Source organism: Mesorhizobium album, assembly GCF_033977205.1.
In the GTDB taxonomy this organism is placed as follows: domain Bacteria; phylum Pseudomonadota; class Alphaproteobacteria; order Rhizobiales; family Rhizobiaceae; genus Mesorhizobium; species Mesorhizobium album.
The window spans coordinates 109,348-134,061 of record NZ_JAVIIW010000017.1 but is presented as its reverse complement, the minus strand read 5'-3'; the positions used below and the strand labels follow the sequence as shown (position 1 = coordinate 134,061).

Here is a 24,714-nt window from a genome sequence, read left to right as displayed (position 1 = left end):
AGATGATGTCGTTCGGCGGCGGCACGATGTGGCGCGGCGGATTGATGAACACCGGTATCGGCACGAACACCGGCGTCGGCAGGATGAATACGTCAACCGGCGGCGGCGGCGCCACCAACACGACGAAATCCGGCGGTGGCGGCGGCAGGAAGATCACCGCGATCGGCGGCGGCGGCTCGAAATCGAAATCGGGGTCGTCGAAATAGAGCACCGGCCGGTCGACATAGATGATTTCCTCCTCCGGTGGCGGCGCCACGTCATAGACGATGACGGTGAAGCTCGCCGGCGGCTCCAGCTCGGCATCGAAATGCTCCAGCCGGCGGCGGCAGTCCCAGGCATGCGGGCCGTGCGGATAGCGCCGCAAATAGGACCAGTAGGCTTCCGGCGTATCCTCCTGCCAGGTCTCACGCCAGGTGATCGCCTCACGCCGCGCCGCAATGATGGCGCGCACGCGCTTGGCCATCGGATCGTGCGGATAGGCGACGAGGAAATCCTCGTAACCGCGCATGGTGTCGCGGTCGAGAGCTGCGACATAAGCGTCACGAGCGTTGAAATCGCGGATCGCCCTGGTCCGATTGGACCGAGATTCGGCCTCCGAAACCTTGGGCGCGGGAGCTTCCGCGCTGCGTTCGAAGAAAACGAAAGGCGCCGTGATCTTCGAAGCGTTCCACGGCACTTCCGCGCCTTGCGTCACCTCGTTGACGCGCAGCCGTGTGCGGTCGAACACCTCGTCAAGCGACAATCCGCCTTCGCGTATCATCTCGGCGAGAGCCTGAGCATAGGCGCCATAGGGGCCTTTGCCTTCCGGCGCGACCGTTCCCGGAGCCGCATTGAACGCAATCAGCATATTCGGGTCGGGATCGACCAGCGCGAGACCGCCGGCCAGAGGCTGGCTCATCTTCGGAAAAGCATTCGGCCGCGCCGCGTCGAGCACGACGATATTGACCTTTGTCGGCAGCCCGGACAGCGACTTGGTGACGTCGGAGATCCGCATCGCCTGAAGCGGGACATCGGCCGGATTGGCAATCTGAGCATCGACCGGAAGGAAGTAGTTCTCGCCCTCGAACTGCACGCCATGTCCAGCGAGATAGACGAAAACGACGGCGTCAGGACCGGCAGCCGATACCTTGCCCATGAAATCGCGGAATGCGCCGCGCAGCGAGTCCTGGTCCACGTCACGCGCGCCGACCACGTCGAACCCGGCGGCCTGCAATGTCTGTGCGATCAGGCCGGCGTCATTGGCGACCGTCGCGAGTTCGCCGGTCTTGTAGGAGCCGTTGCCGATGACGAAGGCCAGACGCTTTTCACCTTGCGCCAGTGCCCCGCTTGCGGCGCTGACCGCGAAAAAGATGAGAATGACGACGAGGCCGAGGAATTTCTGAAGCGTCTGCATGGCAATTCCGCTATCCTTATCGGGCATCCCTCCGCAACATTAACGCCGGAGAGGCAGGAATGTTTCCCTAACAGCGCAAAATTAATAGCCCGCATAAAGGCGGCTTTAGGGCGCAATTTCGTCGAAAGAACAGAGGCTTCAGAAAATTTCTTGCGAAGCGGCGTCGCGAACTACCGCCGCCGCTTCGGCTTCTCCAGCAGCGCGACGGCCTCGACATGCGGCGACCACAGGAACTGGTCGATCGGCGTCACGCTCTTCAGTTGATAGCCGCCGTCGAGAAGGATGCGCAGGTCCCGCGCCAGCGTTACAGGATTACAGGACACGGCCGCCACCAGTGGCACATCGGAGCGGGCGATCTGCTTCGACTGCTCCTCCGCTCCGGCGCGTGGCGGATCGAAGACGAGGCCGTCGAAACCGTTCAATTCCTTGAAGGTCAGCGGCCGCCGGAAGAGATCACGGCGTTCGCCGGTCACCCGCTTCAGGCCGCCGGCGAAGCGAAAGGCCCGATCGAGCGCGGCAAGAGCCGGCGCGTCGCCTTCCACCGCATAAACCTCAGACTTTGCCGCCAGTCTGAGCGCGAAGCTGCCGCAGCCGGCGAACAGATCGGCGACCTTTTTAGCGCGCGACAGATGCCGGCCGACGAGGCTGGCCATCGTCTGCTCCGCAGCCTCGGTCGCCTGCAGGAAGGCGCCGGGCGGCACGGCGACGGCGACCGAACCGAACTGCACCACCGGCTTCCTGGGCTCGACGATGACCTCGCCGTCGACGGAAAGCCTCGCCAGCCCCTCGGCAAGAACGAAATTTGAGGCGATGCGGCGCTGGTTTTCGCCGAGCTTGCCAGCGTCCTGGACGGCGACATCGAGGCCGGACGCCGTGACGGTGACCGTCATGTGGAAGGCTTTCGGCGTCGCGCAGACCAGCCCGGCCAGTCTCCGCAAGCGATCGAGGGACGCAACGATTACCGGCAGCGAGATCGGGCATTCCTCGATCGGTATGATCTCGGAGGAGAGCGCGCGCACGAAGCCGAGCAGCATGCCTCCTTCGGTGCGCCGGGCGCTGAAGACAACTCGGCGGCGCGTGTGAGGCGCGCAAGGCACCAGCGTCTCGACCTCGCAGGCAATGCCCTTGGCTTTCAGCGCGTGGGCGACCCGCTCGCGCTTCCACTGCCGATAGGCCTCGGCCTCGAAATGCTGCAGCGCGCAGCCGCCGCATTCGGTGAAATGGCGGCAGGCCGGATCGATCCTGAGCGGTGACGCCTCCAGCACCGACGTCAGCGCAGCGCGGTCCTTCTGGCGCGCGGCGGTGACCGTTTCGCCCGGCAGCGTGAACGGGATGAAGACCTCGCCGCCTTCGGCGCCGGCGATGCCGTCGCCTTGCGAACCGAGCCTGGCGATGATGAAGCGCGCGCTCATCGCGAAACCGCGTCCTTGATCGCGCCGAGCAGGAACTCGCGATTGCCGTCGCCGCCTTCGATCGGCGACGGGTGCAGCCCAAGCACCCGCCAGCCGGAAATGCCGGCGAGCCAGTCGCGCAGATCGACTGCGATACGCTCAGCCGCGCTCGGGTTCTTGAGCAGGCCACCCTTGCCGATCGCCTCGCGTCCTGCCTCGAATTGCGGCTTGACCAGAAGCAGCGCCCTGGCGCCCTCGCCCGCAAGCGCAAGGGCCGGCGGCAGCGCAAGTTTGATCGAGATGAAGCTGACATCGCAAACCAGGAAATCGGGAACACGGCCGCCGAGATCGGCGACCGTCAAGTCGCGGGCATTCAGCCCCTCGATCACCGTCACGCGCGGGTCGCCGGCGATGTCGGGGTGCATCTGGCCGTGGCCGACATCGATCGCCGTGATATGGGCGGCGCCGCGTTCGAGCAGCACCTGGGTGAAGCCGCCGGTCGAAGCGCCGATATCGAGTGCTTCGCTCCCCGAGAGATCGAGCCCGAAACGGTCGAGGCCGGAAATAAGCTTCAGCGCCGCGCGCGACACATAGGCCTGCGCCGGATCGTTGATCGCAACGACGCAGTCCGCCGCGACGGTTTGGCCAGGCTTGCGCGCAACCGCGCCGTCAACAGTGACCGTGCCGCGCTCGATGGCGTCGCGGGCGCGCGAGCGGCTGGCGAACAGGCCGCGCGCGACGAGCAGTTCGTCAAGACGCTGGCGCGCGCTCAATGGCAAGGAGGAATTCATCTGTCTTCATTGGCGAAAGCCGGCGGCGAAGGCAATGGCAGCGTGTTGAATACGGCGCGGGGCGCGCCAGAATGCGCGATCCGTTCCACCCAGCCTGAGGAGGAGGAGCCATGCTGAAGGGAACCTGCCATTGCGGCGCTGCCCACTGGACCCTGGAAGGAGATCCTGGATCGATCACTGCCTGCAACTGCACGCTTTGCCGCCGCTACGGCACGCTCTGGGCCTATGACTACGTCGACGAACGCATCCGTATCGCAGGACCAACGAGTTCCTATACGCGCGCCGAGGTGGCCGAGCCTGCGCTCGAGATCCTGTTCTGTCCGAAATGCGCCTGTGTGCTCGCCTGGCGCGGCTTGCGGTCCAGCGCCAGCGGCCGCACCCGCATCGCCGTCAATGTCAGGCTGGCGCCGCCGGAAGCCGTCGCCGACCTGCCGATCGACCATTTTGACGGCCTCAACATATTCGATGACCTGCCGCGCGACGGCCGTTGCGTGCGCGATCTGTGGTTCTAGAAAACAGTCCGCGAGACTGGCCGCTCCACGGCCGGCATCAGTCCGTCATTGCTGGCGGCCTGCTTGCGCGGCTCAGCCGGAATGGACGCGGCCGGCGCGGCCTCCGGCAGCACAACCAGCTGGGCAGCCTGCTTGTAGGAGAAGCCGCCGCGGATGTTGCCCATCTTGCCGGCGACGATGTCCATCACCGTCTTTTCGAGGTTGCGGTCGTAACGCGTTTCGGCCGCCACCGGCGCAGCCATGGTCACCACAAGGGCCATGCCACTCAGGAACGATTTCATTGTTCTTATCCCCTGCCTAGGACCAAGGTCTTAGCAGGGCGCCGTTGAAAATCGGCCAAAAGACAGGGTAACCGAACCGCCAAACGGAAGCGTAAACAGATAGTTACGATCCTGGCTTAGCGCAATTCCGGACGCAGAACCGCTGCGCACTTTTGCTGGAATTGCCTCCGGAAGCCGGCAAATGGCTTCAGGACGTCGAGATTTTGAATCAGGCGCGCTGCACCTGGATGCCGTGGCCAAGCGCGGCAAAGACCGTGCGCACGATGCCGGCCGTATCGAGGCCCGCGTCGGCATACATCTTCTCGGGCTTGGCGTGGTCGATGAATGCGTCCGGCAGCACCAGCGGGCGCACCTTGAGGCCGCTTTCCAGCAGTCCTTCATGGGCGAGGAAATGCAACACCTGGCTGGCGAAGCCGCCGACAGCGCCCTCCTCCACCGTCACCAGGACCTCATGCGAGCGCGCGAGTCGGCGGATGAGGTCCTCGTCCAGCGGCTTGGCGAAACGGGCGTCGGCAACGGTGGCGGAAAGACCCGCAGCACCGAGTTCTTCGGCGGCCAGCAGGCAATCCTGCAGCCGCGTTCCAAAGGAGAGAAGCGCCACTTTGGTGCCTTCCCTCAGGATGCGGCCTTTGCCGATTTCGAGCACCGAGCCGCGTTCCGGCATGTCGACGCCGACGCCATTGCCGCGCGGATAGCGGAAGGCGATCGGGCCTTCGTCATAGCTTGCCGCGGTGCGTACCATGTGGCGCAGTTCCGCCTCGTCGGCCGCGGCCATGACGACGAAGCCGGGCAGCGAGGCGAGGAAGGTCGTGTCGAAGGCGCCGCAATGTGTGGCGCCGTCGGCGCCGACGAAGCCGGCGCGGTCGATCGGGAAGCGCACCGGCAGTTTCTGGATCGCCACGTCATGCACGACCTGATCGTAGGCGCGCTGCAGGAAGGTCGAATAGATGGCGGCGAAGGGCTTGTAGCCTTCGGTGGCGAGTCCGGCGGCGAAGGTCACCGCGTGCTGCTCGGCAATGCCGACATCGAAGGTCCTTGCCGGAAACACCTCGCCGAACAGATCGAGGCCGGTGCCGCTCGGCATGGCGGCGGTGATCGCCACGATGCGATCGTCCTCGCGCGCTTCCTGGATCAGGCTCTCGGCGAAGACCTTGGTGTAGCTCGGCGCGTTGGCCGGCGCCTTGGCCTGCGCGCCGGTGATGACGTCGAACTTGTTGACGCCGTGATACTTGTCGGCGGCGGCTTCCGCCGGCGCGTAGCCCTTGCCCTTCTGGGTCACGACGTGGATCAACACCGGGCCGTCGGCATTGTCGCGCACGTTCTTCAGCACCGGGATCAGGTGCTCCAGATTGTGCCCGTCGATCGGGCCGATGTGATAGAAGCCCATCTCCTCGAACAGCGTGCCGCCGGTGACGTAGCCGCGCGCATGCTCGACGGCGCGGGTGATGGCGCGGTCGGCGCGCTCGCCGAGATAGGAGGTCAGCTTCTTGCCGAAATCGCGCAGACCCAGATAGGCCTTGCCGGAAGCGAGCCTTGCCAGATAGGCGCTCATCGCGCCGGTCGGCGGCGCAATCGACATGTCGTTGTCGTTGAGGATGACGATGAGGCGGGCGTTCAGCGCGCCGGCATTGTTCATCGCCTCATAGGCCATGCCGGCGGACATCGCGCCGTCGCCGATGACGGCGATGACATTGTTGCGGCCGCCCGAAAGGTCGCGGCCCATGGCCATACCGAGACCGGCGGAAATCGAGGTCGAGGAGTGCGCCGCGCCGAAGGGGTCGTATTCGCTCTCGGCCCGCCGGGTGAAGCCGGAAAGACCACCCTCCTGGCGGAGCGTGCGGATGCGGTCGCGGCGGCCGGTCAGGATCTTGTGCGGATAGGCCTGGTGGCCGACATCCCAGATCAGCCGGTCTTGCGGCGTGTTGAAGACATAATGCAGCGCAACCGTCAGCTCCACGACGCCGAGGCCGGCGCCAAGATGGCCGCCCGTGTGCGAAACGGCGTCGATCAGCTCGGCGCGCAGTTCCGTCGCCAGCTGCGGCAGCTCACTTTCGTCAAGCGCCCGCAAATCCGCTGGAATGCGGACCTTGTCGAGAAGCGGCGTATCGGGCTTTGGATTCACTCTGGAGCCTGCTGAAACTTAACCTTGCATCAGAGCGGTTAACCGTCTCACTGGACCGCTCTGTCTCATTGTTTTCACGCAATTCCGGACGGAAAACCGTTTCACACTTTTCCTGGAATTGCTCCAACCTTCACAAATATGCGCGTCGATCGTGCGCGAAATATGCCGCCGGCGAGCGAATGTAAATGCGTGCCAGTGACGCGCTTCAACCTTCCGGCAACGGAATGAACTCTTCCTCATCGCCAGGAACGATATCGAAGCGCCCCGTCTTCCATTCTTCCTTCGCCTGTTCGATGCGTTCCTTCGAGGACGAAACGAAATTCCACCAGATGTAGCGCCTGGAGCCGAGCGAAGCGCCGCCGAACAGCATGAAATGCGCGCCGCGCTCCGAGGAAACCACGATCTCCTCGCCGGGCTTGAAAACCAGAAGCCGCTCGGCCGGGAAGCGGTCGCCGGCAATCGAGACCTCGCCATCCAGCGTGTAGATGGCGCGTTCCTCGGCATCAGCGGGGATCTTCACGCTGGCGCCTGCCGCCAGCCGCAGATCGGCATAAAGCGTATCCGAGGCGGTCGCGACTGGCGATCGCAGCCCGGAAAATTCGCCGATGACGACGCGGCCGCTGACGCCTTCGGCGTCGATCTCGGGCAGGCGGATCACCGACGTGCTGGCGAAGACCGGGGCGATCTCTTCCTTGCCGTCCGGCAGCGCCAGCCAGGTCTGCAGGCCGGAGATCGACATCGGCGCGCCGCGCAACTCCTCCGGCGTGCGCTCGGAGTGGACGATGCCGCGGCCGGCGGTCATCAGGTTCACGTCGCCCGGCGCGATCACCATTTCGGTGCCGAGCGAATCGCGATGCCTGATCCTGCCGTCGAACAGATAGGTGACAGTCGAGAGCCCGATATGCGGGTGCGGGCGCACGTCGATCGCCTGGCCGGCGCGCAGGATCGCAGGCCCCATGCGGTCGAAGAAGATGAACGGGCCGACCAGCCGGCGCTTTGCCGTCGGCAAGGCACGGCGAACCTCGAAGCCGCCGATGTCCTTGGCGTTGGGTATGACCATCAATTCGATCTGGTCGCAGGCGAAGGCATCGCCGGCTTCAGGATCGTTTCCGGGGAAGAAGCTCATACGACGGCCTCAGGCGAAGCGGAGCGCGGATCTGGCTTTCGCCTTGGCCGCCTCCTCCTCGCGATTGCGCGGATGCTGGGTGGTTTCGAGGCTGTCGAGCAGATCGCGCGCCGCGGCGGCAATCGCCTCGACGGCGTGATTGAAAGCGTGCTCGTTGCGCTTGGACGGCTTGGTCGAGCCGCTCAGCTTGCGCACGAACTGCAGCGCCGCGTCATGGACCTCGTCGTCGGTCGCCGGCGGATCGAAGTTGAACAGGGTCTTGATGTTTCGGCACATGCTTGAACTCCTAAACCTGCTTTCTCCCCGCCCCTCCCGACCTAGTCGGGGTCGAGCGGCTCGGTTCCCACCGGCTTGCCGTCGCGAGACAGCCTGATCTTCTCGACCTTGTCCTCGGCCGCCTTCAGCAAGCGGTCGCAATGGGCCTTCAGCGCCTCGCCGCGCTCGTAGATCTTGATCGACTGGTCGAGCGCGACATCGCCGCGCTCCAGATCATCGACGATCTTCTCCAGCGCGTCGAGCGCCTGTTCGAAGCTCATCGCCTTGACGTCCTCATTGCCTTCGCCAGCCATATCCTATCCCTTCATCAGCCGCCCGACATGGGCGGCGACCGAAAATGCCAGTCCCTGCAGATCGTAGCCGCCCTCCAGCAGGCTGACGAGCCGATTGCCGCTGTGACGCCCGGCGCGCTCCATCAGCTGGCCGGTCGCCCAGTCGAAATCATCCTCGGTCAGGTTGATCTCGGCCAGCGGATCGCGATGGTGCGCATCAAAACCGGCGGAAATGATGATCAGGTCTGGCGCGAACGCATCGATCGACGGCAGCACGCGCGACAGGAAGGCGTCGCGGAAAGTCTCGCTGCCGGTGCGCGGCGCAAGCGGCGCGTTGACGATGTTGCCGACGCCGGTTTCACTCTTCGCGCCGGTGCCCGGATAAAGCGGCATCTGGTGGGTCGAGCAATAGAGAACCGAGGGATCGTCCCAGAAAATGTCCTGCGTGCCGTTGCCGTGGTGCACGTCCCAGTCGACGATGGCGACACGCTCGGCCTGATGCCTCTTCTGCGCATGGCGGGCGGCGATCGCCGCGGTGTTGAACAGGCAAAAGCCCATCGCTGTGGTCTTTTCGGCATGGTGTCCGGGCGGACGGGCGGCAACGAAGACGTTGGCGGCGCGGCCTTCGAAGACATCATCTATCGCCGCATTGGCGGCGCCGATCGCCGTCACCGCGGCCTGCCAGCTCTTCGGGCTGGCGCTGGTGTCGGCGTCGATCGAGACGATGCCGCTCGCGGGGATAGCCGCGCGGATGCGGGCAACAAAATCTTCCGGGTGCGCGTAAAGGATGGTCGCCTCATCGCCTTCCGGCGCTCTGACGCGGTCGAGCGCCGAAAAAGCCTCGTCGTCCAGCACGCGCTCGATGGCGCGCAACCGGTCGGGCCGCTCGGGGTGACCGGGCGGCGTCAGGTGTTCCAGGAATACCGGATGGGTGTAGAGACGGGTGGTCATGGCGCCTAATTTAGGCACCCGCGGCCCGAATGACCATGTTGCAGCGCCGAATGGCTGGGGAAAATCGCGCCTCCCCATGTCGCAGGCGGCATTGGCGCGGCTGAAGCTTCGCGGTAAAGTCGTCGTGCTGCCTGGTGCCCGCAGACGCGGGAGAATCGGGAACACGGTTGAATTCCGTGGCGTGCCCAACGCTGTGAGGGGGACCGCGCCGGCAAATGCCACTGTCCAAGACGGGAAGGCGCCGGAGCGGGACGATCCCGAGCCAGAAGACCGGCCCGGCAGACATGGTCATCCGCATGGTCAGGCGGAGGACTGCTGTCGCAAGGGGACAAGCGATGCAGGCACGAACGGCCGCCGTGGGCGGCGATGACTTTGACCAATCGGCGCGCGATGCGGTCTACCGGGCGATGTTCACCCGGCGCGATGTGCGCAGCCATTTCGTTTCGGACGATCTCGACGATGCCGTGCTGGCGCGGCTGCTGATGGCCGCCCATCACGCGCCGTCGGTCGGCTACATGCAGCCGTGGAACTTCATCGTCATCCGCGATGGCGAGCGAAGGCGGCAGGTGCGCGACCTGTTCCTCGCCGCGCGCGAGCAGGAACTGCCGGCGATCGAAGCGGAGCGGCAGGCGCTCTACCGCAAGCTGAAGCTCGAAGGCATCTGCGAAAGCGCGCTCAACCTGTGCATCACCTGCGACCGGCAGCGCTCGAAGGATTCGCCGCTCGGGCGCTGGCACAATCCCGAGATGGACCTCTACAGCACCGTCTGCGCGGTGCAGAATTTCTGGCTGGCGGCGCGGGCAGAAGGCGTCGGCGTCGGCTGGGTGAGCATCATCGAGACCGAGGCGCTGAAGCGGCTGCTCGCGATCCCCGAGCATGTGACGCCGATCGCCTATCTCTGCGTCGGCCGCGTCTCGGAATTCGCGCCGCGGCCCGATCTCGAAGCGCATGGCTGGGGCAAGCGCCTGCCGCTCTCCGAACTGGTGATGAGCGAGACCTTTTGCGGCGCCGGCGAGGCGGCGCTCAAATCGGCGATCACCCGACTTGGTTCCGGCGAAAGGGCGAAGCCGTGATCAGGCTGCCTTCCTGGGTCAGGGTTGCCGATCAAGCAGCCCTTGGCGAATCCCAGCGCGAGCCGCCGAAGGTGCCGAGCGCCTTGTCGCGAAGCTCCCTGAACTTGGACGACGCTTCGGCCAGGCGCCGGTCCCATTCCGGATTGGGGACCTGGCCTTCGATGGTGTCGAAATAGACCTGCATCAGCGAAGCGATGGCGAAGGGCTCGATGAAGGCCGCCTTGAAGGCCCAGGCAAAGACGATGGCCAGCACGAAGGCCCAGCCGGCAAGCTGGCCCGGCATGACCCAGAGGATCGCGCCGGCGGGCGCCAGCATCAAAAGGAAGATGACGAAGGACACGCCCCACATGATCACAGCCAGCCACACCGCGTTCTTGACCATGTGCTTGCCGTTCTGCGCATAGAGCACGACGCCTTGCCTGGCGGTCTCGAAAGGCGAGCTCGAATTGATGCGGATATTGTAGCCGAGGATGATCTCGTCGACATAGGTCAGCGACAGGCGGATGACCGTGTTGATGAAGCTGACGATGCCGCTCAAGCCTGGAATGGGCAGGAACGCCGCGATGCCGCCGATCAGGCCGGTAATGGCGCGGATGGCGCCCTTCACCAGCTGGTCGACGACGAAAAGGATGTTGGCCTCGGCAAAACGCTGGGTGACCACTTCCTTCGCATAGGCGATCTGGCCCTGGCCGTCGGGAACGTCGTGGCCGTCGATCAGGTGGACCATGACGGCGATGTGGCCGGCCTTGAGCACATAGAGGATGTATTCGCGGATCCAGTAGACGGCGACTGAGACGACGCCGAAGCCGACAACCCCGCCCCACAGCGCAAACGACATCGGCCCGTCGGGGTCGGTCGAGATGTGGCCGACGCCGTAGCCGACACTGGCGCCGGTGCCGGTCGCCATGATGTAGGCCAGCGTGATGCCAAAATAGACGATCATGCGAAAGACGATGAACGGCCATGTCCGCATCATGATGGACACCGACCGGCCGATGCTGAAGTCCCACATGGCCCGACTCTCCCGCCTCAGAGAATGGCCGAAGAGGTTGCGCTTACGCCATCAATTGTCAATCAAGCGCGGCGCCGTGCCCATCTCAAAGCGGTGCACAAGTCTATCACGGCCGGCGCATTCAATCTGAAGATGCTGCTGCAGAGGGTGGCGGCGCCAGGTTGCGGGCTCGGTGGCGCGAGTGTTGCTCCTACCGGGTGAAACAAGCGACCGGCCCCGTCCTCGACCGGTGCTATTCATTCGATCCTAAAGAATCGCGGTTTTCGCGATATGGATGCCAAACCCCTCGAGGCCGACATAGTGGCGCTCGCGGGAGGCGATCAGGTTGATCGAGGAAATGCCGAGATCCCTGAGAATCTGGGCTCCGAGACCGATCTCGCGCCACTCGTTCTCGCGCCGGCGCGCTTCCTCGTGATCCTCGCGGTCGCCGCTCGCGGGTCGCTTGCGCTCCTGATGGGCGACGCCGACGGACCCTTCGCGCAGATAGACGATGACGCCGCGCTTGCGCTCGCCCATCGCCTTCATGATGTCCTCCAGGCGGTGGCTGGTGCCGAACACATCGGTCACGACATCCTCCGAGTGCAGGCGCACCGGCACCTCCTCGCCGTCGCGGATGTCGCCGAAGACGACCGCAACGTGGTGCATGGAATCCCAAGGCAGCGTATAGGTGAAGACCTGCGCCTTGCCGCCGGGCGTTTCGATGTCCGAGCAGGCGACGCGCTCGACCAGGGTTTCCTTGCGCTGCCGGTAGGCGATGAGATCGGCGACCGAGACCTGCTTGAGGCCATGTTTTTCGGCGAAAGCCTGCACTTCCGGCCCGCGCTTGACGGTGCCGTCGTCGTTGACCAGTTCGGAGATGACGCCGATCGGCGGCAGACCGGCGAGCTTGCACAGATCGACCGCCGCTTCCGTATGGCCGGAGCGCATCAGCACGCCGCCCTCGCGAGCGATCAGCGGGAAGATGTGGCCCGGACGCACGAAATCGGACGCGCCGACATTGCCGTTGGCAAGGTTGCGCACGGTAAGGGTGCGGTCGTCGGCGGAAATGCCGGTCGTGGTGCCGTGCTTGAAATCGACGCTGACGGTAAAGGCGGTGGTGTGGGCGGAATCGTTGTCGGCCACCATGGGCGCCAGGTTCAGCCGCCTCGCCTCCTCGCGCGGCATGGGCGTGCAGACGATGCCGGAGGTGTTGCGGATGATGAAGGCCATCTTCTCCGGCGTGCAATGGACGGCGGCGACGATCAGGTCGCCCTCGTTCTCGCGCCCGTCATCGTCCATGACGACGACGATCTCGCCGCGCTCGAAAGCACGGATCGCTTCGACGATCTTCTTTTGGTCGTATGGCATAAATGCTCGCTTCGCTCGCAGGGGAGTAGGGGAATATGGCAGTAAGGGAGTAGGGGAAAAGGAAAAAGTTTGGCGTCGCCAAAAGCGACGAAACATACTGCCCTACTGCCTTACTCCGCTATTCCCTTCCCGGTCTGTCCTCTATGCCGCAGATAATGATCCGCAATCGCGCAGGCAACCATGGCCTCGCCGATCGGCACGGCACGGATGCCGACGCACGGATCGTGGCGGCCTTTGGTCATCACCTCGACATCCTTGCCGTCCTTGTCGATCGACTTGCGCGGCGTGAGGATCGAAGACGTCGGCTTGACGGCGAAGCGGGCAACGATCGCCTGTCCGGTCGAGATGCCGCCCAGGATGCCGCCGGCATTGTTGGAAAGGAACACCGGCTTGCCGTCATTGCCCATGCGCATTTCGTCGGCATTCTGTTCGCCGGTGATGCGGGCGGCCTCGAAGCCGTTGCCGATCTCGACGCCCTTGACGGCGTTGATCGACATCAGGCCGGACGCAATGTCCTGGTCGAGCTTGGCGTAGATCGGTGCGCCGAGGCCCGCCGGCACCCCCTCGGCCACTATTTCAATGACCGCACCGACCGAGGAGCCGGCCTTGCGGATGCCGTCGAGATAAGCGGCGAAGACCGGGACGGACGCCGGATCGGGGGTGAAGAACGGGTTCTCGGCGTCGCCGACGAAATTCCAGTTCCAGTTGGCGCGGTCGATGGATTTCTCCCCCATGGAAATCAGCGCGCCGCGCACCGTCATGCCCGGCACCACTTTGCGGGCGAGCGCGCCCGCCGCCACGCGCGCCGCGGTCTCGCGCGCCGAGGAGCGGCCGCCGCCGCGATGATCGCGCAGGCCGTATTTGACCTCGTAGGTGTAGTCGGCATGGCCCGGCCGGTACTGGCGCGCGATCTCGCCATAGTCTTTGGAGCGCTGGTCGACATTCTCGATCAGCATCGACACCGGCGTGCCGGTGGTGATCATGGTCTCGCCGTCCTCGTCGAGGATGAAGCCAGAGAGGATCTTGACCTCGTCCGGCTCGCGGCGCTGGGTGACGAAACGCGACTGCCCGGGGCGGCGCCTGTCGAGCTCGGCCTGGATATCCTCGCGCTTGAAGCGGATGCCGGGCGGGCAGCCGTCGACAACGCAGCCGAGCGCGGCCCCGTGGCTCTCACCCCAGGTGGTGACGCGGAACAGATGGCCGAATGTGTTGTGAGACATGGAAAACGCCCTGCCCGGCAGCGTAGCCGGCAATCTAAAGTGGTGCTGCGTCCTTTGCGCGTCCAAAAGCACGCACGGCGCTGCACGCTGCCTTCTATTGGCGTTTTCCACAGCGGTCAAACGATGTTCGGCTGCATCAAACCGTGATCCGGCGGATTTAGTTTTGACACATTCGGTTGGTTTCTGCTCTCTTCCCATCCGCCGTTGAGGACCCGCCGCTGACCAGCCGGCGCAATGACCAAAGAGGACGACAATGCGTACCCTGATTGGCGTGGTTGGCGCCATGCTCATGATTTCCACCGCCGCGTTCGCCGGCCAGACCGAAGGCCTGATCAAGAAGGTCGACAAGGACACTCTGACGCTGACGCTGAACGACGGGAAGTCCTACAAGCTCAATGCCGAGACCGATCTCGACGCGCTGAAGCCCGGCATGGACATCGTCATCGCCTACGACGTGACCAACGGCGAGAATGTCGTGACCGATATGCAGCTGCCAGACAGCGACCAGAATTAATCCGCGCCACGAGGTCCTGGCCCCCGGCCGGTCCAGGACGACCTTAGAAATCGGCCGTCTGCTTCACAACCATTCCAGGCTCCGGCCCTGCAGCCGGAGCAGGCGATCCTGCGGGATCTCGAGGCTGGCCGCTTCCTTCTTGGACATGCCTTCGACAAAGCGGAACAGGCAGCGCATGACGCCGCCATGGGTGACACAGACCGTCGGCTCCCGAAGCGCGTCGAACCATGGCTTGATCCGTTCGAGCAGCATTTCGTAGCTTTCCGCGCCCTCGCCCGGCGGCTGGAAATCCCATTTGGCGTGCCGGCGTCCGTCGGTCGAGCCAGGAAGCCTCGCCTCGAGCTCGGCAAAGGTGAAACCCTGCCAGGCGCCGAAGCTCATTTCCACCAGGTGCGGATCGGTGCGATAGGCGAACGGATCGAGCCCCATTGCCGCGCGCATCAACTCCATCGTCTCGCGCGTGCGCCGCATCGGGCTGGCAACGAAGTCGAAATCGGCGGGATTGCCGACGAACTCGGCCAGCCGACGGCCAATATGCGTCGCCTGCGCGCGGCCAAGCGCATTGATGTCGGTGTCGGCCTGACCCTGCAGCCGACCCTCGGCATTCCATTCCGTCTGGCCATGGCGCGCGAGGTAGACGAGCGGATACATCAGGTCTTCCGGAGGTCGGGGCAGGGCCTGGACGGACGATTAGGCGGAGAGAGAATTAGTCCTTCACGGTCGAGATGTCTGGCGCGTCGACCGCCTTCATGCCGACGACGTGGTAGCCGGAATCGACGTGATGGACCTCGCCGGTGACGCCGCGCGAGAGATCCGACAGGAAGTAGACGCCGGAATCGCCGACCTCTTCCTGCGTCACCGTCTGCTTCAGCGGCGCATTGTACTCGTTCCACTTGAGGATGTAGCGGAAGTCGCCGATACCGGAGGCGGCGAGCGTCTTGATCGGGCCGGCAGAGATCGCGTTGACGCGGATCTTCTTGGCGCCGAGGTCGACCGCAAGATAGCGCACGCTGGCTTCGAGTGCGGCCTTGGCGACGCCCATGACGTTGTAATGCGGCATCACCTTTTCGGCGCCGTAATAGGTCAGCGTCAAAAGCGAACCGCCTTCGGCCATCAGCGGCTCGGCCCGCTTGGCGATGGTGGTGAAGGAAAACACCGAAATGTCCATGGTGCGCAGAAAATTGTCGCGCGTCGTCTCGACATAGCGGCCGGTGAGCTCGTCCTTGTCGGAGAAGGCGATGGCGTGGACGAGGAAGTCGAGCTTGCCCCAGTGCTTGGCGATGTCGGCGAAAACGGCGTCGAGGCTGGCCGGATCGGTGACGTCGCAATGGCCGGCGACATGCGCGTTGAGCTCCGCCGCCAGCGGCTCGACGCGCTTCTTGAACGCCTCGCCCTGATAGGTCAGCGCGATTTCGGCGCCGTGATCGACGCAGGCCTTGGCGATACCGAAAGCGATCGACCGATTGTTCGCGACGCCGAGAATAAGGCCCCGCTTACCGGCCATCAGGCCCTGTACACCCGCCATGTGCGCGTTCTCCGCAAGAATAGCTGCTTTGTGGAGCCCTATCGCACAGGCATAGAGCCCCTTCAAGCGTTGAAAGCGGACTGTCCGCGGGAGAACGTCTCTCGATCAGCCCTTTCGGTGGCGCAACAGCGCTTCGAGCTCGGCATCTCCGCCTTCCGGCAGCATCAGCCGGACATGGGCGTAGAGGTCGCCGTGGCCGCCGGCTTTTTCCGGCAGGCCCCTGCCCTTCAGGCGCAGCACCTTGTCCGAACTCGACCATGCCGGGACGTTGACCGCGAGCTTGCCGGTTGGCGTCTCGACCGCCACCTTGGCGCCGAGCACCGCGTCGGCCAGATCGACGGGCAGGTCGACATGCAGGTCGCGGCCCTCGATGCGGTAGCGCGGATGGCGGCGGATGTGGATCTTGACCAGCGCGTCGCCCGGCTGGCCCGGACCCTGCTCGCCCTGACCCTTGAGGCGGATGGTCTGGCCGTCCTCGACATAGGCCGGCAGCTTGACCGCCATCTTGCGGCCGTCGGGGAACATCGCCGTCACTTTCTCGGCGGTGGCCGCCTCCTCGACGGTGATGTCCAGCGCGACGTTCAGGTCAGGCGCCTGCATCGGCTGGCGGCGATCGCCACCCCTGGCGGCGCCGCGCACGCCCGAGAAGGCATCGCCGAAGATCTGGCTGAAAATGTCGCTGTTGCCGTCGAAAGGATCGCCGCCCGGACGTCCCGTCCGGAATTCGAAATGCGCGGCTCCAGGGCCCTGCTGACGGCGGAAACCGGCAAACGGATCGCCGCCGGCCGCGCCCTCGAAGCCCTGGAATCTCGGCTTGCCGTCGGCGTCGATCTCACCGCGATCGTAAGCGGCGCGGCGCTTCTCGTCGCCGACGATCTCATACGCCTGGTTGGCGGCGGCAAAACGCTCCTTCGCCTTCGGATCATTCGGATTCTGGTCCGGATGATGCTGCTTGGCGAGCTTGCGGTACGCCGATTTTATGTCCTTGGCCGATGCGTTCTTGGCAACGCCCAGCACCTCATAGGGGTCGCGCATGCTTCCTGCCTGCAAGAGAAGATGGATCCACGGTCGTCCCCTATATGCGCCCGGATAGGAAGAAATTCCAGTAGCATGAAAGCAATCGGCGACCGAAAGTCAGAGCGCCCCAAACTCCTGCATGCGCCAGCCGCCGGCGCCGGCCATGCAAAGCTCGCCCTTGTACAAGGCGACGCCGTCGAAGCTCTCGCGCGTGGCGGTGAAGCGGCGGCATGTCAGGCCGCCGTCCTTGAGCTCCACCAGCTCGGTGATCGAGCCGCGCGAGCCGGTGCCGGCATTGGCCCATGGCACGGCCTGGCCGCTGAGCTCCTGGATGTCGGCGGAGGAGACTGCGTTGCCAATGGTGGTCTGGTCGGAATCCTTGTCGCTGCTTGGCGGTTGGGCAGGCGAGGAAGGCGCGCTGGAGGTGATGATCGAGCGGTCGATCTCCGCCTTATCGAGGCTGAAGCCGCCGGCACCGCAGGCAGCAAGCGGAAACGCCAATATCAGCAACGCAGCCTTGGCGCTGGCCGAAGCGATAACGCTCGATTGTCCGCTGTCAAAAGCTTGCGCGATACGCGACAATCGGCGAACTCCTCCCGCAACGTTAAAAATTTGGAAAACTATGACCGAAACTGAGTTAACAAGCGGTGACTTCACAGAGGCGGCGGAGCCGTTCCGGCTCTTTGCCGCATGGCTGGAGGACGCCACCAAGAGCGAGATCAACGACCCCAACGGCGTGGCGCTGGCAACCGTCGACGCCGACGGCATGCCGGATGTGCGGATGGTGCTGCTCAAGGGGTTCGACGAAAAGGGATTTGTCTTCTACACGAATTTCGAGAGCGCCAAGGGCCGCGAGATTCTTGGCAGCATGAAGGCGGCGATGTGCTTCCATTGGAAATCGCTGCGCCGCCAGGTGCGCGTGCGCGGACCGGTGGAAATCGTCAGCGACGCCGAAGCCGACGCCTATTACGCTACGCGGCCGCGCGGCAGCCGTATCGGCGCCTGGGCCTCGAAGCAGTCGCGGCCGCTGGAAAGCCGCTTCGCGCTGGAAAAGGCCGTGGCCGAATACACGGCGCGCTACGCGATCGGCGACATCCCGCGGCCGAAATACTGGTCCGGGTTCCGCATCCTGCCGCAGACGATCGAGTTCTGGCACGACAGGCCATTCCGGCTGCATGACCGCGTCGTGTTCTCGCGCAACGCCAACGGCGGCTGGGACAAGACGCGGCTCTATCCCTGATTAGCGACAGGCGGGTCGCGGGAAATCAATCCTTCTCCAGCTGGAACAGCAGGAAATGCGGCCGCTCGCTGGCAACACCAACGGCCGGTTGTATCGTCTTGGTCGCCTCCTTCGGCACCAGGAACGTCTCGCGCAGATTAAGCGTGTCGCCGCTTTTGGCGCCGGAGAAGATCGCCGAGATACAGGTCTGCACATTGTCCGTGGTTTTCAGCGAAACGATGGAGGTCGGCGACCAGCGCCGGCCGTCCTTGTCGATCAGCATTATCCTGCAGCCGAGCCAGAGATTTTGCAGGTCGGGGTTACCAATTTTCACCTGGAAGTCGGCCAGAACCGGCACAGAATCGGGCGGCAGGTTCGACATGCCGAAGGCACCACGCAGGTCGGTCAGCTTCCAATCGCTGCCGCCAAAACGGGCAGTCTCGCCCCAGGCGACGCGGCGCGGGAAGAGATCGTCGTCACTAAGCAGCGCCTTGACGCTGTCATAAGCCTCAATGGCCAGGGCCAGCGGCACAAGCAGCAGAAGCGACCAAAGGCTGCGGCGGCCCCATTTCTGCTCACTACGCCCGCTCTCCCGATCCAGGACCCGTGCCGTCATTCGATACCTCTCAGATCGGCTGCGTCATATCCAGCATCTCTACCGTGCCGGCCGGCAAACCATCGGATCCGGTGGCGACCGGCCCGAGCGATATCTCGGCCTGGGAGTCGAGCGCGGACATCAGCTTTTCCGAAATCAGCAGATTTGCATTGCTGGCCTCGGCCGGCCGCATCTCGAAGATCAGCCTCGCCTTCTTTGGCAGCCCGGGATCGACGGCCACGGGGAGCAGGCCGTCGGTGAAGGACAGCCGCTCTGTCTGGTCATAGGTGAGGCCCGTCGGCCCGCGCCAGGACGCGACCGCCACGGTCATCGATTGCGCGCGCGCCGCAAACTCCACAGTGACCACGGCCCAGACGCCTCCGGTGGTCAGGATCTTCGCCTCGCCGAACCTGTCCACTTTCAGGTTGTGAGCGAATTTCACCTTTTCGACGCGAACTTCGAAGCTTCGCCCGACGACCGTGTCGCCGAGCCTGCCCCGCGAGGGGATCGGCCCGATCAGGTCGCCGTAACGCGGCTTCGACACCTGCAGGCCGTAGCAAAGCGACACCGCGACAAACAGTAGGATGATATTGGCCAACTTGCGCGTCATGGCTGGATGTCCGCGGTGTCAGGGCCGCTTCCAACCGGCAGCATTAGCACGCCGATCGGCGTCGGATTGAACCAGCCGGGCAGGCCATAAAGATTGTCACGCTGCTTGTAAGTCTTGTGGATGATCGTCAAATCGAGGCTTGCCGGCGGTGCTGCTCCGTCCGAGAGCTGCCAGATATAGGCCATGCGCTCCGGCATGCCGGGGTGCAGTTCGGGCGACAGCGTGGAATCGCGCGTCAGTACGATAAAAGGTTTCGTCGCGGGATCGATTATCGCCGGGTTCGGCTGCAGGACCTCGAAGTAATCCTTCGTGGATTTTGCCGTGCGATTGGTCATTTCAAGCTCGAGGACCAGCGCTTTCCCGCCGGACTTGAGCGGTGCGCCATAGACGTTCTTCTCCGCGGTCACATAGGCCTTCAACGGTCGCAGCAGCCACTGGCCTGTCTCGATCCGACTGGCGGGCGCCAAAACAGGCACCGGCTCATGCCTTGCACCGAAGGCACCCATAACACCCGCAACGGCAATAGCGGCGGCGGTGCCGATGCCGGCCATCAGCCAGGCTTTCAGGCGGGAACCAGCGTTCTCAAGCATTCTGCGCCTCGACTTCTACGCCACCCGGCGGGCCGGACGGTTGAGCACCCTCGCTGGTCTGACGCTTGGGCAGCGCGAATGCCGTTTCGAGGATCGCGACCAAGAAGCAAATCCGCAGCGGCTCGACGAGAATGCCAGTCGAAGAGTCCTGGAACGGGCTGCCGAACAGCAGCGAAACGCCCTGAGAAAGCACCTGCCAGGTGTCGAGTTCGTGCGGGCCGATGAGCCGCGTCATGCCGAACCAGGCCCAGGCGGCCAGCCAGTCGATCACGCGGTAGCCGACGATCAGCGTGACGATGAGGACGACACCGGAGTTCAGCGTGATGCGCACGCCATTGGCGATCGGCAGGTAGCGCGAGCGATAGCCAGAGACGAAGTGCCCGACGAAGTCGCGCAGGAATTTCGGAATGGCGCGATAGCGCTCGCCGAGACGTTCGACGCGCCGGTGCACGCGCATCAGTTCCTTGTCGTCGCGTACGTCGTAGCCATAGATCAGCGCGGCAAGCACCAGCCAGATAACCGGCAAAAGCATGTAGAAGAACAAATTGGCCAGCCTGGTCGTCGCATCGATCGAGGTGACCTCGACGGGAACCATTGGATCGGCGAAGGCCGTAGCAATTGGATTGGCAACACCGTCTACCGCGGCCTGCAGGACGGACAAGATGTTACGGCTCATGATCCAGCCGACGATCTCGTCCTTCCAGCGCGAGATCACGTAAAGACCGATGAAGATCCAATTGGTCTCGCAGATGACCACGACGATCTGCCAGAAGGAGCGAGATCCGCCGCGCGTGGTGGCGAAGCGCCGGATCAGCCACGAGATCGCGACCGAAAAAATCAGCCAGCGCGAATCGAGCACATCGAGGACGTTGCCGGCCCCTTCGCCGAAGGGCGCCATGTCGAGCGTGACGCGGGAATATTGCCGAACCGTGTCACCGAGAAAGCCCCAGGCGGCGTAGTAGGCGAAGAAGGGCAGCAGCGCGACGGTGACCATGCGCGCCAGTCGCGCGCTGCCACTGCCAGGCTCCGCTTCGCTTTCGCCACGCGCTGCCTGTTGGGCGGCGCGCGTTGCCGGCAAAGCCGGCAGCAGCGTCTGGAACATGGCGACCGTGACGGTAAGCTGCGTCAGCGCGACCAGTGTCAGCAAGGCCAACCCCGCCATGTGATTGACAAGTGCGGTGCGCGCGGCGATCTGCATGAACAAATCGCTGAACACTATGCCGATGAGCACTGTGGCGACCAGTTGCGGCCAGAAGCGCCACCAGAGCCTGAATGTCAGCGCCAGCGGCGTTGCGGCATCGGCGAGCATGTCGAGGCGTTCAATCCGTTAACGGAATGCTGCAGATTGCTCTGAAAGATTGCGCGCTGACGGCAAGTTCGCGGGCCATGTCGTCTCCCCCTAATAGGCCCCCGCCCGCCGATTCCCAGATAGGCCGCGAAGACTCGCATGTACAGCCAAAAATCGCCCTGCGCGCGAATTTTCTCGGCGACGGCACAACCTCCCCGTGCCGACCGAGCACCATCGCGCCAAGCCGAATGTTTGACGTCAGCTGACCTTCTTCCGTGTCATGAACGCTGTGAGCGCGGCGCGCGCTTCGTTGGATTTCAGCCGCTCGCGGAAATGCTCGCTCTCCACCTTGATGCGGGCGACGAGCTCCTCGCCGGAACCGCGCATCAGATCGCGTGCAATCTTCAGCGCCTGCGGCGGCTTGGCGGCGATCTGGGCAGCCGCGGCCAGTACCGATCGCTCCAGCGCGTCTTCCGCGACCACCTCATAGATCAGGCCGGCGGCCTTGGCGCGCTCGGCGGAAAAGCCTTCACCGAGGCCAAGCAGCGCGAAGGCGCCCTGCCGGCCGAGGATCTGAGGCGCCAGCAGGCTGGAGCCGGCCTCCGGCACGAGGCCGAGGTCGACGAAGGGCGTGCGGAAGAGCGTGCGCGGCGTGGCGAAGGTCAGGTCGCAATGCAGATTGAGCGTGGTGCCGATGCCGACCGCGATGCCGTCGACGCCCGACAGCATCGGCTTCTCCACCTTGGCCAGCGCCATCAGGAAATCCCAGACCTCGGTGCCGCCCTCGCCGCCGGTGGCGACGACGAGGAAATCGGCAAGATCGTTGCCGGCGCAAAAGGCGCCGGGCACGCCGAGAAAGACATGGACGCGAACCGCCGGATCGGCATCACCCTCGGCAAGGGCCGCCGACATCTTGGCGTACATGGCGCGCGTCAGCGCGTTTTTCTTGTCCGGCCGGTTCATGCGGATGATCTGCACGGTGCCCTGTCGCTCGACGAGGATATGGTCGGTCACGGTCGGTTCCTTCGAATGTCAGGGGTTGTTCAGGCCGTTATCAGCGCCTTGCCGGCGGCGGCGAGGCTGTCGGCGCCGTCGATGACGCGCTCCTTCAGGGCGCGCGTCTCGCCGAGCAGGTTTTCGGCAAAGAAGCGGCAAAGCGCGATGCGGCCGTGGTCGGCAAGCCCGCCCTGCGCCAGATAGGCGCCGCCGGCGGCAAGCGAGATCAGGCGCAGATAGGGCGTGGCGCCGGCCATGGCGGCATCGGACCGGCCGTGGGCCATCAGCGTCTGCAGGAAGCGCGTCGCTTCGGCAAGGTCGTCCAGCGCCCGGTCGAGGCCATCGGCGGTGCGGCCGAAACCTTCGACATTGGAGATCCGCACCGCATCGGCAACCGCCTTCAATTCGCCGATGTACCTATGCACATGTTCGCCGCCGCCCAGAGGCAGTTTTCGCGATACAAGGTCGATCGCCTGGATGCCGTTGGTGCCTTCATAGATCGGCGCGATGCGGGCATCGCGATAAAGCGCCGCAGCGCCCGTCTCCTCGATGAAGCCCATGCCGCCATGCACCTGCAGCCCAAGCGAAGCGACCTCGACGCCGACATCGGTCGAAAAGGCTTTTGCCAGCGGCGTCAGCAGATTGGCGCGGTCGCGCCAGTTGGCGGCGGCCTCGCCCTCGGCGACGCGCGCGCGGTCGATGGCGTGCGCGCAGGAATAGCTGATTGAGCGCGCGATCTGGGTCAACGCCCGCATGGTGAGCAAATTGCGCTGCACGTCGGGGTGATGGACGATCGGCGCCATGCCGGGCCCCGAATAGTCCGACGCCTTGCCCTGGCGGCGCTCATTGGCGTAGGCGATCGCTTTCTGGGTGGCGGTCTCGGCCACCGCCACGCCCTGCATGCCGACGGCAAGGCGGGCGTTGTTCATCATCGTGAACATGCAGGCCAGCCCCTTGTTCTCCTCGCCTATCAGCCAGCCGATGGCGCCTGGTGTCGCGCCTTGAAAACCGTCGCCATAGATCATGGTGCAGGTCGGCGAGGCATGGATGCCGAGCTTGTGCTCGAGGCCCGAGCAGAAGACATCGTTGCGGGCGCCGAGCGTGCCATCGTCATTGACCAGGAATTTCGGCACCAGGAACAGCGAGATGCCGCGCGTGCCAGCCGGGGCGTCCGGCAGCCGCGCCAGCACCAGATGCACGATGTTATCGGTGAAATCGTGCTCGCCATAAGTGATGAAAATCTTCTGGCCAAAGATGCGATAGGTGCCGTCGTCGGCGGGCTCGGCGCGACTGCGCAGCGCGTTGAGGTCGGAACCGGCCTGCGGCTCAGTCAGGTTCATCGTGCCCATCCATTCGCCGGAGACGAGCTTCGCCAGATATTTCGCTTTCAGCGCCTCGGAAGCGTGCTTGTCGAGCGCCTCGACCGCGCCCATGGTGAGCGTCGGGCCGATGCCGAAGGCCATGGCGGCCGAGTTCCACATTTCGAGCGCCGCGACGGCAAGCATGGTGGGCAGGCCCTGGCCGCCGAATTCCTCAGGACCGGACAGCGCGTTCCAGCCGCCGTCGATCCAGCGGCGGTAGAGTTCCTTCCAGCCGGGCGGCGTTGTGACGGAAGCATCCTTCAGCACCGCGCCATGCTCGTCGCCGACCTTGTAAAGCGGTGCCACCTCCTCGCTGGCGAAGCGGCCGGCCTCGGCCAGAATCGCGTCGACAAGGTCTTCTCCGAGATCGCCGAAAGTGCCGGCATCAAGCGCCGGCTTCAGCCCGGCCACATGCTTCAGCGTGAAAGCGATGTCCTCGACCGGTGCGCGATACATGTTTCCTGCTCCTCCTCCGTTCCTGCGCTCGATCGTAGGACCTCAGCCGCGGCGAGACCATCCGCCTATGGGTCGATCTGCACCTTCTTTTTACGTAAACGTCAAACTTTGTCACGTGGATTTTTGCAAAGTTTTCCAAGCACACTAAATTCGGAACAGCCGACCGTTGAGGTCCGGCTTGAGACCGGATCGAATCCATGCTTGCCAGACCCGACGCCTATCGCTGTATCGAATGCGGCCTCCCCTACCGGGCCACGGGCTTCTGGTATCATGAGGGCAAGATCGAGCATGGGCCTGCCTACTGGTCGGATCGCGGCATCTTGTGCTCGCCGCAATGCTCGCTGGCACATCACAAGAAGCGCGCGGCGGAAGGCACGCTCTCGCAGGAGCCGGCGCCCGATCCGTTCGCGGTGCAGTCGCCGTTTCGGCGCTGAGGTCGCTACAATGCCAAGCCAACGGACTCCCCGACGCGCCCGCCTCGAAGTGGCGCAGCAGATCATCATTGAGACCGCCAGCAACCAGCTGTCGGCCGCAGATCAACTTGCTTTGGTCGAGGCAATCGTGAACCCGCCGGAGCCAAATGAAGGGCTGCGCAAAGCCTTCGACGCCTACAAAAGCCTGGTCATTGAATCACGGTAGCCACTAAGGGCCTCGGCTCTAAAGCTCTTCCGTCCTGAAGCACTTCCTTAACCATAGCGGTTCAGGATCGTCCCCTGGTCAGTGGGGACACCCTGATTGAAACAGCCGGCGCGCGCTCTTCGCCGCCTGGCGCTTCT

Annotated in this window: 28 protein-coding genes and 1 riboswitch; of the genes, 6 read left to right on the top strand and 22 right to left on the bottom strand. The window is 64.4% G+C overall.

The features are described from left to right. The 3 genes from RFN28_RS16335 to RFN28_RS16325 all read right to left on the bottom strand — a co-directional run. The coding region (locus tag RFN28_RS16335) for a caspase family protein (RefSeq protein ID WP_320288346.1) at positions 1–1,393 on the bottom strand (1,393 nt) is incomplete at its 3' end. A 170-nt stretch (positions 1,394–1,563) separates the two neighbouring features. Then, a complete protein-coding gene (locus RFN28_RS16330; RefSeq protein WP_320288345.1) occupies positions 1,564–2,805 on the bottom strand; it encodes a class I SAM-dependent RNA methyltransferase in 1,242 nt (413 codons plus the stop codon). Continuing rightward, complete coding sequence (locus RFN28_RS16325) at positions 2,802–3,575, bottom strand: TlyA family RNA methyltransferase (RefSeq protein ID WP_320288344.1); 774 nt, start codon at positions 3,573–3,575, stop codon at positions 2,802–2,804. Before RFN28_RS16325 ends, RFN28_RS16330 begins: the two co-directional genes overlap by 4 nt. A gap of 110 nt (positions 3,576–3,685) precedes the next feature. Here RFN28_RS16325 and RFN28_RS16320 point away from each other — a divergent pair, with 110 nt between their 5' ends. Further along, on the top strand, positions 3,686–4,087 hold the full coding sequence (locus RFN28_RS16320) for a GFA family protein (RefSeq protein WP_320288343.1): 402 nt from the start codon (positions 3,686–3,688) through the stop codon (positions 4,085–4,087). Here RFN28_RS16320 and RFN28_RS16315 read toward each other — a convergent pair. The 6 genes from RFN28_RS16315 to RFN28_RS16290 form a co-directional block, all read right to left on the bottom strand. Continuing rightward, a complete protein-coding gene (locus RFN28_RS16315) occupies positions 4,084–4,368 on the bottom strand; it encodes a hypothetical protein (RefSeq protein ID WP_320288342.1) in 285 nt (94 codons plus the stop codon). The two genes, RFN28_RS16320 and RFN28_RS16315, sit on opposite strands and share 4 nt — an antisense overlap. 208 nt (positions 4,369–4,576) lie before the next feature. Next, entirely contained in the window at positions 4,577–6,490 is a 1,914-nt protein-coding gene (dxs, locus tag RFN28_RS16310) for a 1-deoxy-D-xylulose-5-phosphate synthase (RefSeq protein ID WP_320288341.1), read from the bottom strand. 205 nt (positions 6,491–6,695) lie between these two features. Beyond that, on the bottom strand, positions 6,696–7,616 hold the full coding sequence (locus RFN28_RS16305) for a pirin family protein (RefSeq protein WP_320288340.1): 921 nt from the start codon (positions 7,614–7,616) through the stop codon (positions 6,696–6,698). 9 nt (positions 7,617–7,625) lie between these two features. Beyond that, positions 7,626–7,892 carry a DUF2277 domain-containing protein gene (locus tag RFN28_RS16300; RefSeq protein ID WP_320288339.1) on the bottom strand — a complete coding sequence of 89 codons (267 nt, stop codon included), beginning with the start codon at positions 7,890–7,892 and terminating at the stop codon, positions 7,626–7,628. A 41-nt stretch (positions 7,893–7,933) separates the two neighbouring features. Further along, positions 7,934–8,185: an exodeoxyribonuclease VII small subunit gene (locus RFN28_RS16295; RefSeq protein WP_320288338.1), complete on the bottom strand. Its 252-nt coding sequence runs from the start codon at positions 8,183–8,185 to the stop codon at positions 7,934–7,936. Positions 8,186–8,188: 3 nt separating this feature from the next. Continuing rightward, a complete protein-coding gene (locus RFN28_RS16290) occupies positions 8,189–9,115 on the bottom strand; it encodes a histone deacetylase family protein (RefSeq protein ID WP_320288337.1) in 927 nt (308 codons plus the stop codon). Positions 9,116–9,230: 115 nt separating this feature from the next. Beyond that, positions 9,231–9,409, top strand: a riboswitch (cobalamin riboswitch). A gap of 41 nt (positions 9,410–9,450) precedes the next feature. Between RFN28_RS16290 and bluB the strand changes: the two genes are divergently transcribed. Beyond that, the gene (gene bluB / locus RFN28_RS16285; protein ID WP_320288336.1) at positions 9,451–10,188 is read left to right on the top strand and encodes a 5,6-dimethylbenzimidazole synthase; all 738 of its coding nucleotides are present in this window, start codon (positions 9,451–9,453) and stop codon (positions 10,186–10,188) included. Positions 10,189–10,219: 31 nt separating this feature from the next. Here the strand turns inward: bluB and RFN28_RS16280 are convergent, their stop codons facing one another. The 3 genes from RFN28_RS16280 to aroC all read right to left on the bottom strand — a co-directional run bounded on the left by RFN28_RS16280 (position 10,220) and on the right by aroC (position 13,767). After that, positions 10,220–11,200: a hypothetical protein gene (locus tag RFN28_RS16280; protein WP_320288335.1), complete on the bottom strand. Its 981-nt coding sequence runs from the start codon at positions 11,198–11,200 to the stop codon at positions 10,220–10,222. A 246-nt stretch (positions 11,201–11,446) separates the two neighbouring features. Next, positions 11,447–12,547 (bottom strand): 3,4-dihydroxy-2-butanone-4-phosphate synthase, encoded by a 1,101-nt coding sequence (ribB, locus tag RFN28_RS16275; RefSeq protein WP_320288334.1) that lies wholly within the window; start codon positions 12,545–12,547, stop codon positions 11,447–11,449. A gap of 110 nt (positions 12,548–12,657) precedes the next feature. Continuing rightward, positions 12,658–13,767, bottom strand: a complete 1,110-nt coding sequence (gene aroC / locus RFN28_RS16270) for a chorismate synthase (protein ID WP_320288333.1) — start codon at positions 13,765–13,767, stop codon at positions 12,658–12,660. Between the two features lie 253 nt (positions 13,768–14,020). Between aroC and RFN28_RS16265 the strand changes: the two genes are divergently transcribed. Then, positions 14,021–14,281 carry a DUF1344 domain-containing protein gene (locus RFN28_RS16265; RefSeq protein ID WP_320288332.1) on the top strand — a complete coding sequence of 87 codons (261 nt, stop codon included), beginning with the start codon at positions 14,021–14,023 and terminating at the stop codon, positions 14,279–14,281. A 63-nt stretch (positions 14,282–14,344) separates the two neighbouring features. Here RFN28_RS16265 and RFN28_RS16260 read toward each other — a convergent pair whose 3' ends face one another. The 4 genes from RFN28_RS16260 to RFN28_RS16245 all read right to left on the bottom strand — a co-directional run bounded on the left by RFN28_RS16260 (position 14,345) and on the right by RFN28_RS16245 (position 17,405). Next, the gene (locus RFN28_RS16260) at positions 14,345–14,932 is read right to left on the bottom strand and encodes a histidine phosphatase family protein (RefSeq protein WP_320288331.1); all 588 of its coding nucleotides are present in this window, start codon (positions 14,930–14,932) and stop codon (positions 14,345–14,347) included. A gap of 55 nt (positions 14,933–14,987) precedes the next feature. Next, complete coding sequence (gene fabI / locus RFN28_RS16255) at positions 14,988–15,806, bottom strand: enoyl-ACP reductase FabI (RefSeq protein WP_040971786.1); 819 nt, start codon at positions 15,804–15,806, stop codon at positions 14,988–14,990. A 105-nt stretch (positions 15,807–15,911) separates the two neighbouring features. Continuing rightward, the gene (locus RFN28_RS16250; protein WP_320288330.1) at positions 15,912–16,841 is read right to left on the bottom strand and encodes a DnaJ C-terminal domain-containing protein; all 930 of its coding nucleotides are present in this window, start codon (positions 16,839–16,841) and stop codon (positions 15,912–15,914) included. 99 nt (positions 16,842–16,940) lie between these two features. Beyond that, the gene (locus RFN28_RS16245; protein ID WP_320288329.1) at positions 16,941–17,405 is read right to left on the bottom strand and encodes an RT0821/Lpp0805 family surface protein; all 465 of its coding nucleotides are present in this window, start codon (positions 17,403–17,405) and stop codon (positions 16,941–16,943) included. Positions 17,406–17,445: 40 nt separating this feature from the next. Between RFN28_RS16245 and pdxH the strand changes: the two genes are divergently transcribed. Continuing rightward, a complete protein-coding gene (gene pdxH, locus RFN28_RS16240) occupies positions 17,446–18,063 on the top strand; it encodes a pyridoxamine 5'-phosphate oxidase (RefSeq protein ID WP_320288328.1) in 618 nt (205 codons plus the stop codon). Between the two features lie 25 nt (positions 18,064–18,088). Here pdxH and RFN28_RS16235 read toward each other — a convergent pair whose 3' ends face one another. The 6 genes from RFN28_RS16235 to RFN28_RS16210 all read right to left on the bottom strand — a co-directional run bounded on the left by RFN28_RS16235 (position 18,089) and on the right by RFN28_RS16210 (position 23,938). Next, positions 18,089–18,658, bottom strand: a complete 570-nt coding sequence (locus RFN28_RS16235) for a hypothetical protein (protein ID WP_320288327.1) — start codon at positions 18,656–18,658, stop codon at positions 18,089–18,091. Between the two features lie 10 nt (positions 18,659–18,668). Next, positions 18,669–19,247, bottom strand: a complete 579-nt coding sequence (locus RFN28_RS16230) for a hypothetical protein (protein WP_320288326.1) — start codon at positions 19,245–19,247, stop codon at positions 18,669–18,671. Further along, positions 19,244–19,798: a hypothetical protein gene (locus RFN28_RS16225; RefSeq protein WP_320288325.1), complete on the bottom strand. Its 555-nt coding sequence runs from the start codon at positions 19,796–19,798 to the stop codon at positions 19,244–19,246. The genes RFN28_RS16230 and RFN28_RS16225 overlap by 4 nt, the downstream gene beginning before the upstream one ends. A gap of 31 nt (positions 19,799–19,829) precedes the next feature. Continuing rightward, the gene (locus RFN28_RS16220) at positions 19,830–21,146 is read right to left on the bottom strand and encodes a hypothetical protein (protein WP_320288324.1); all 1,317 of its coding nucleotides are present in this window, start codon (positions 21,144–21,146) and stop codon (positions 19,830–19,832) included. 237 nt (positions 21,147–21,383) lie between these two features. Next, positions 21,384–22,139, bottom strand: a complete 756-nt coding sequence (locus tag RFN28_RS16215) for a crotonase/enoyl-CoA hydratase family protein (RefSeq protein WP_320288323.1) — start codon at positions 22,137–22,139, stop codon at positions 21,384–21,386. Between the two features lie 29 nt (positions 22,140–22,168). Then, positions 22,169–23,938, bottom strand: a complete 1,770-nt coding sequence (locus RFN28_RS16210) for an acyl-CoA dehydrogenase family protein (protein ID WP_320288322.1) — start codon at positions 23,936–23,938, stop codon at positions 22,169–22,171. 197 nt (positions 23,939–24,135) lie between these two features. Between RFN28_RS16210 and RFN28_RS16205 the strand changes: the two genes are divergently transcribed. Both RFN28_RS16205 and RFN28_RS16200 read left to right on the top strand, forming a co-directional pair. After that, positions 24,136–24,372: a hypothetical protein gene (locus RFN28_RS16205; RefSeq protein WP_320288321.1), complete on the top strand. Its 237-nt coding sequence runs from the start codon at positions 24,136–24,138 to the stop codon at positions 24,370–24,372. A 49-nt stretch (positions 24,373–24,421) separates the two neighbouring features. Next, positions 24,422–24,577, top strand: a complete 156-nt coding sequence (locus tag RFN28_RS16200) for a type II toxin -antitoxin system TacA 1-like antitoxin (protein ID WP_320288320.1) — start codon at positions 24,422–24,424, stop codon at positions 24,575–24,577. The last annotated feature ends 137 nt before the right edge of the window (positions 24,578–24,714 follow it).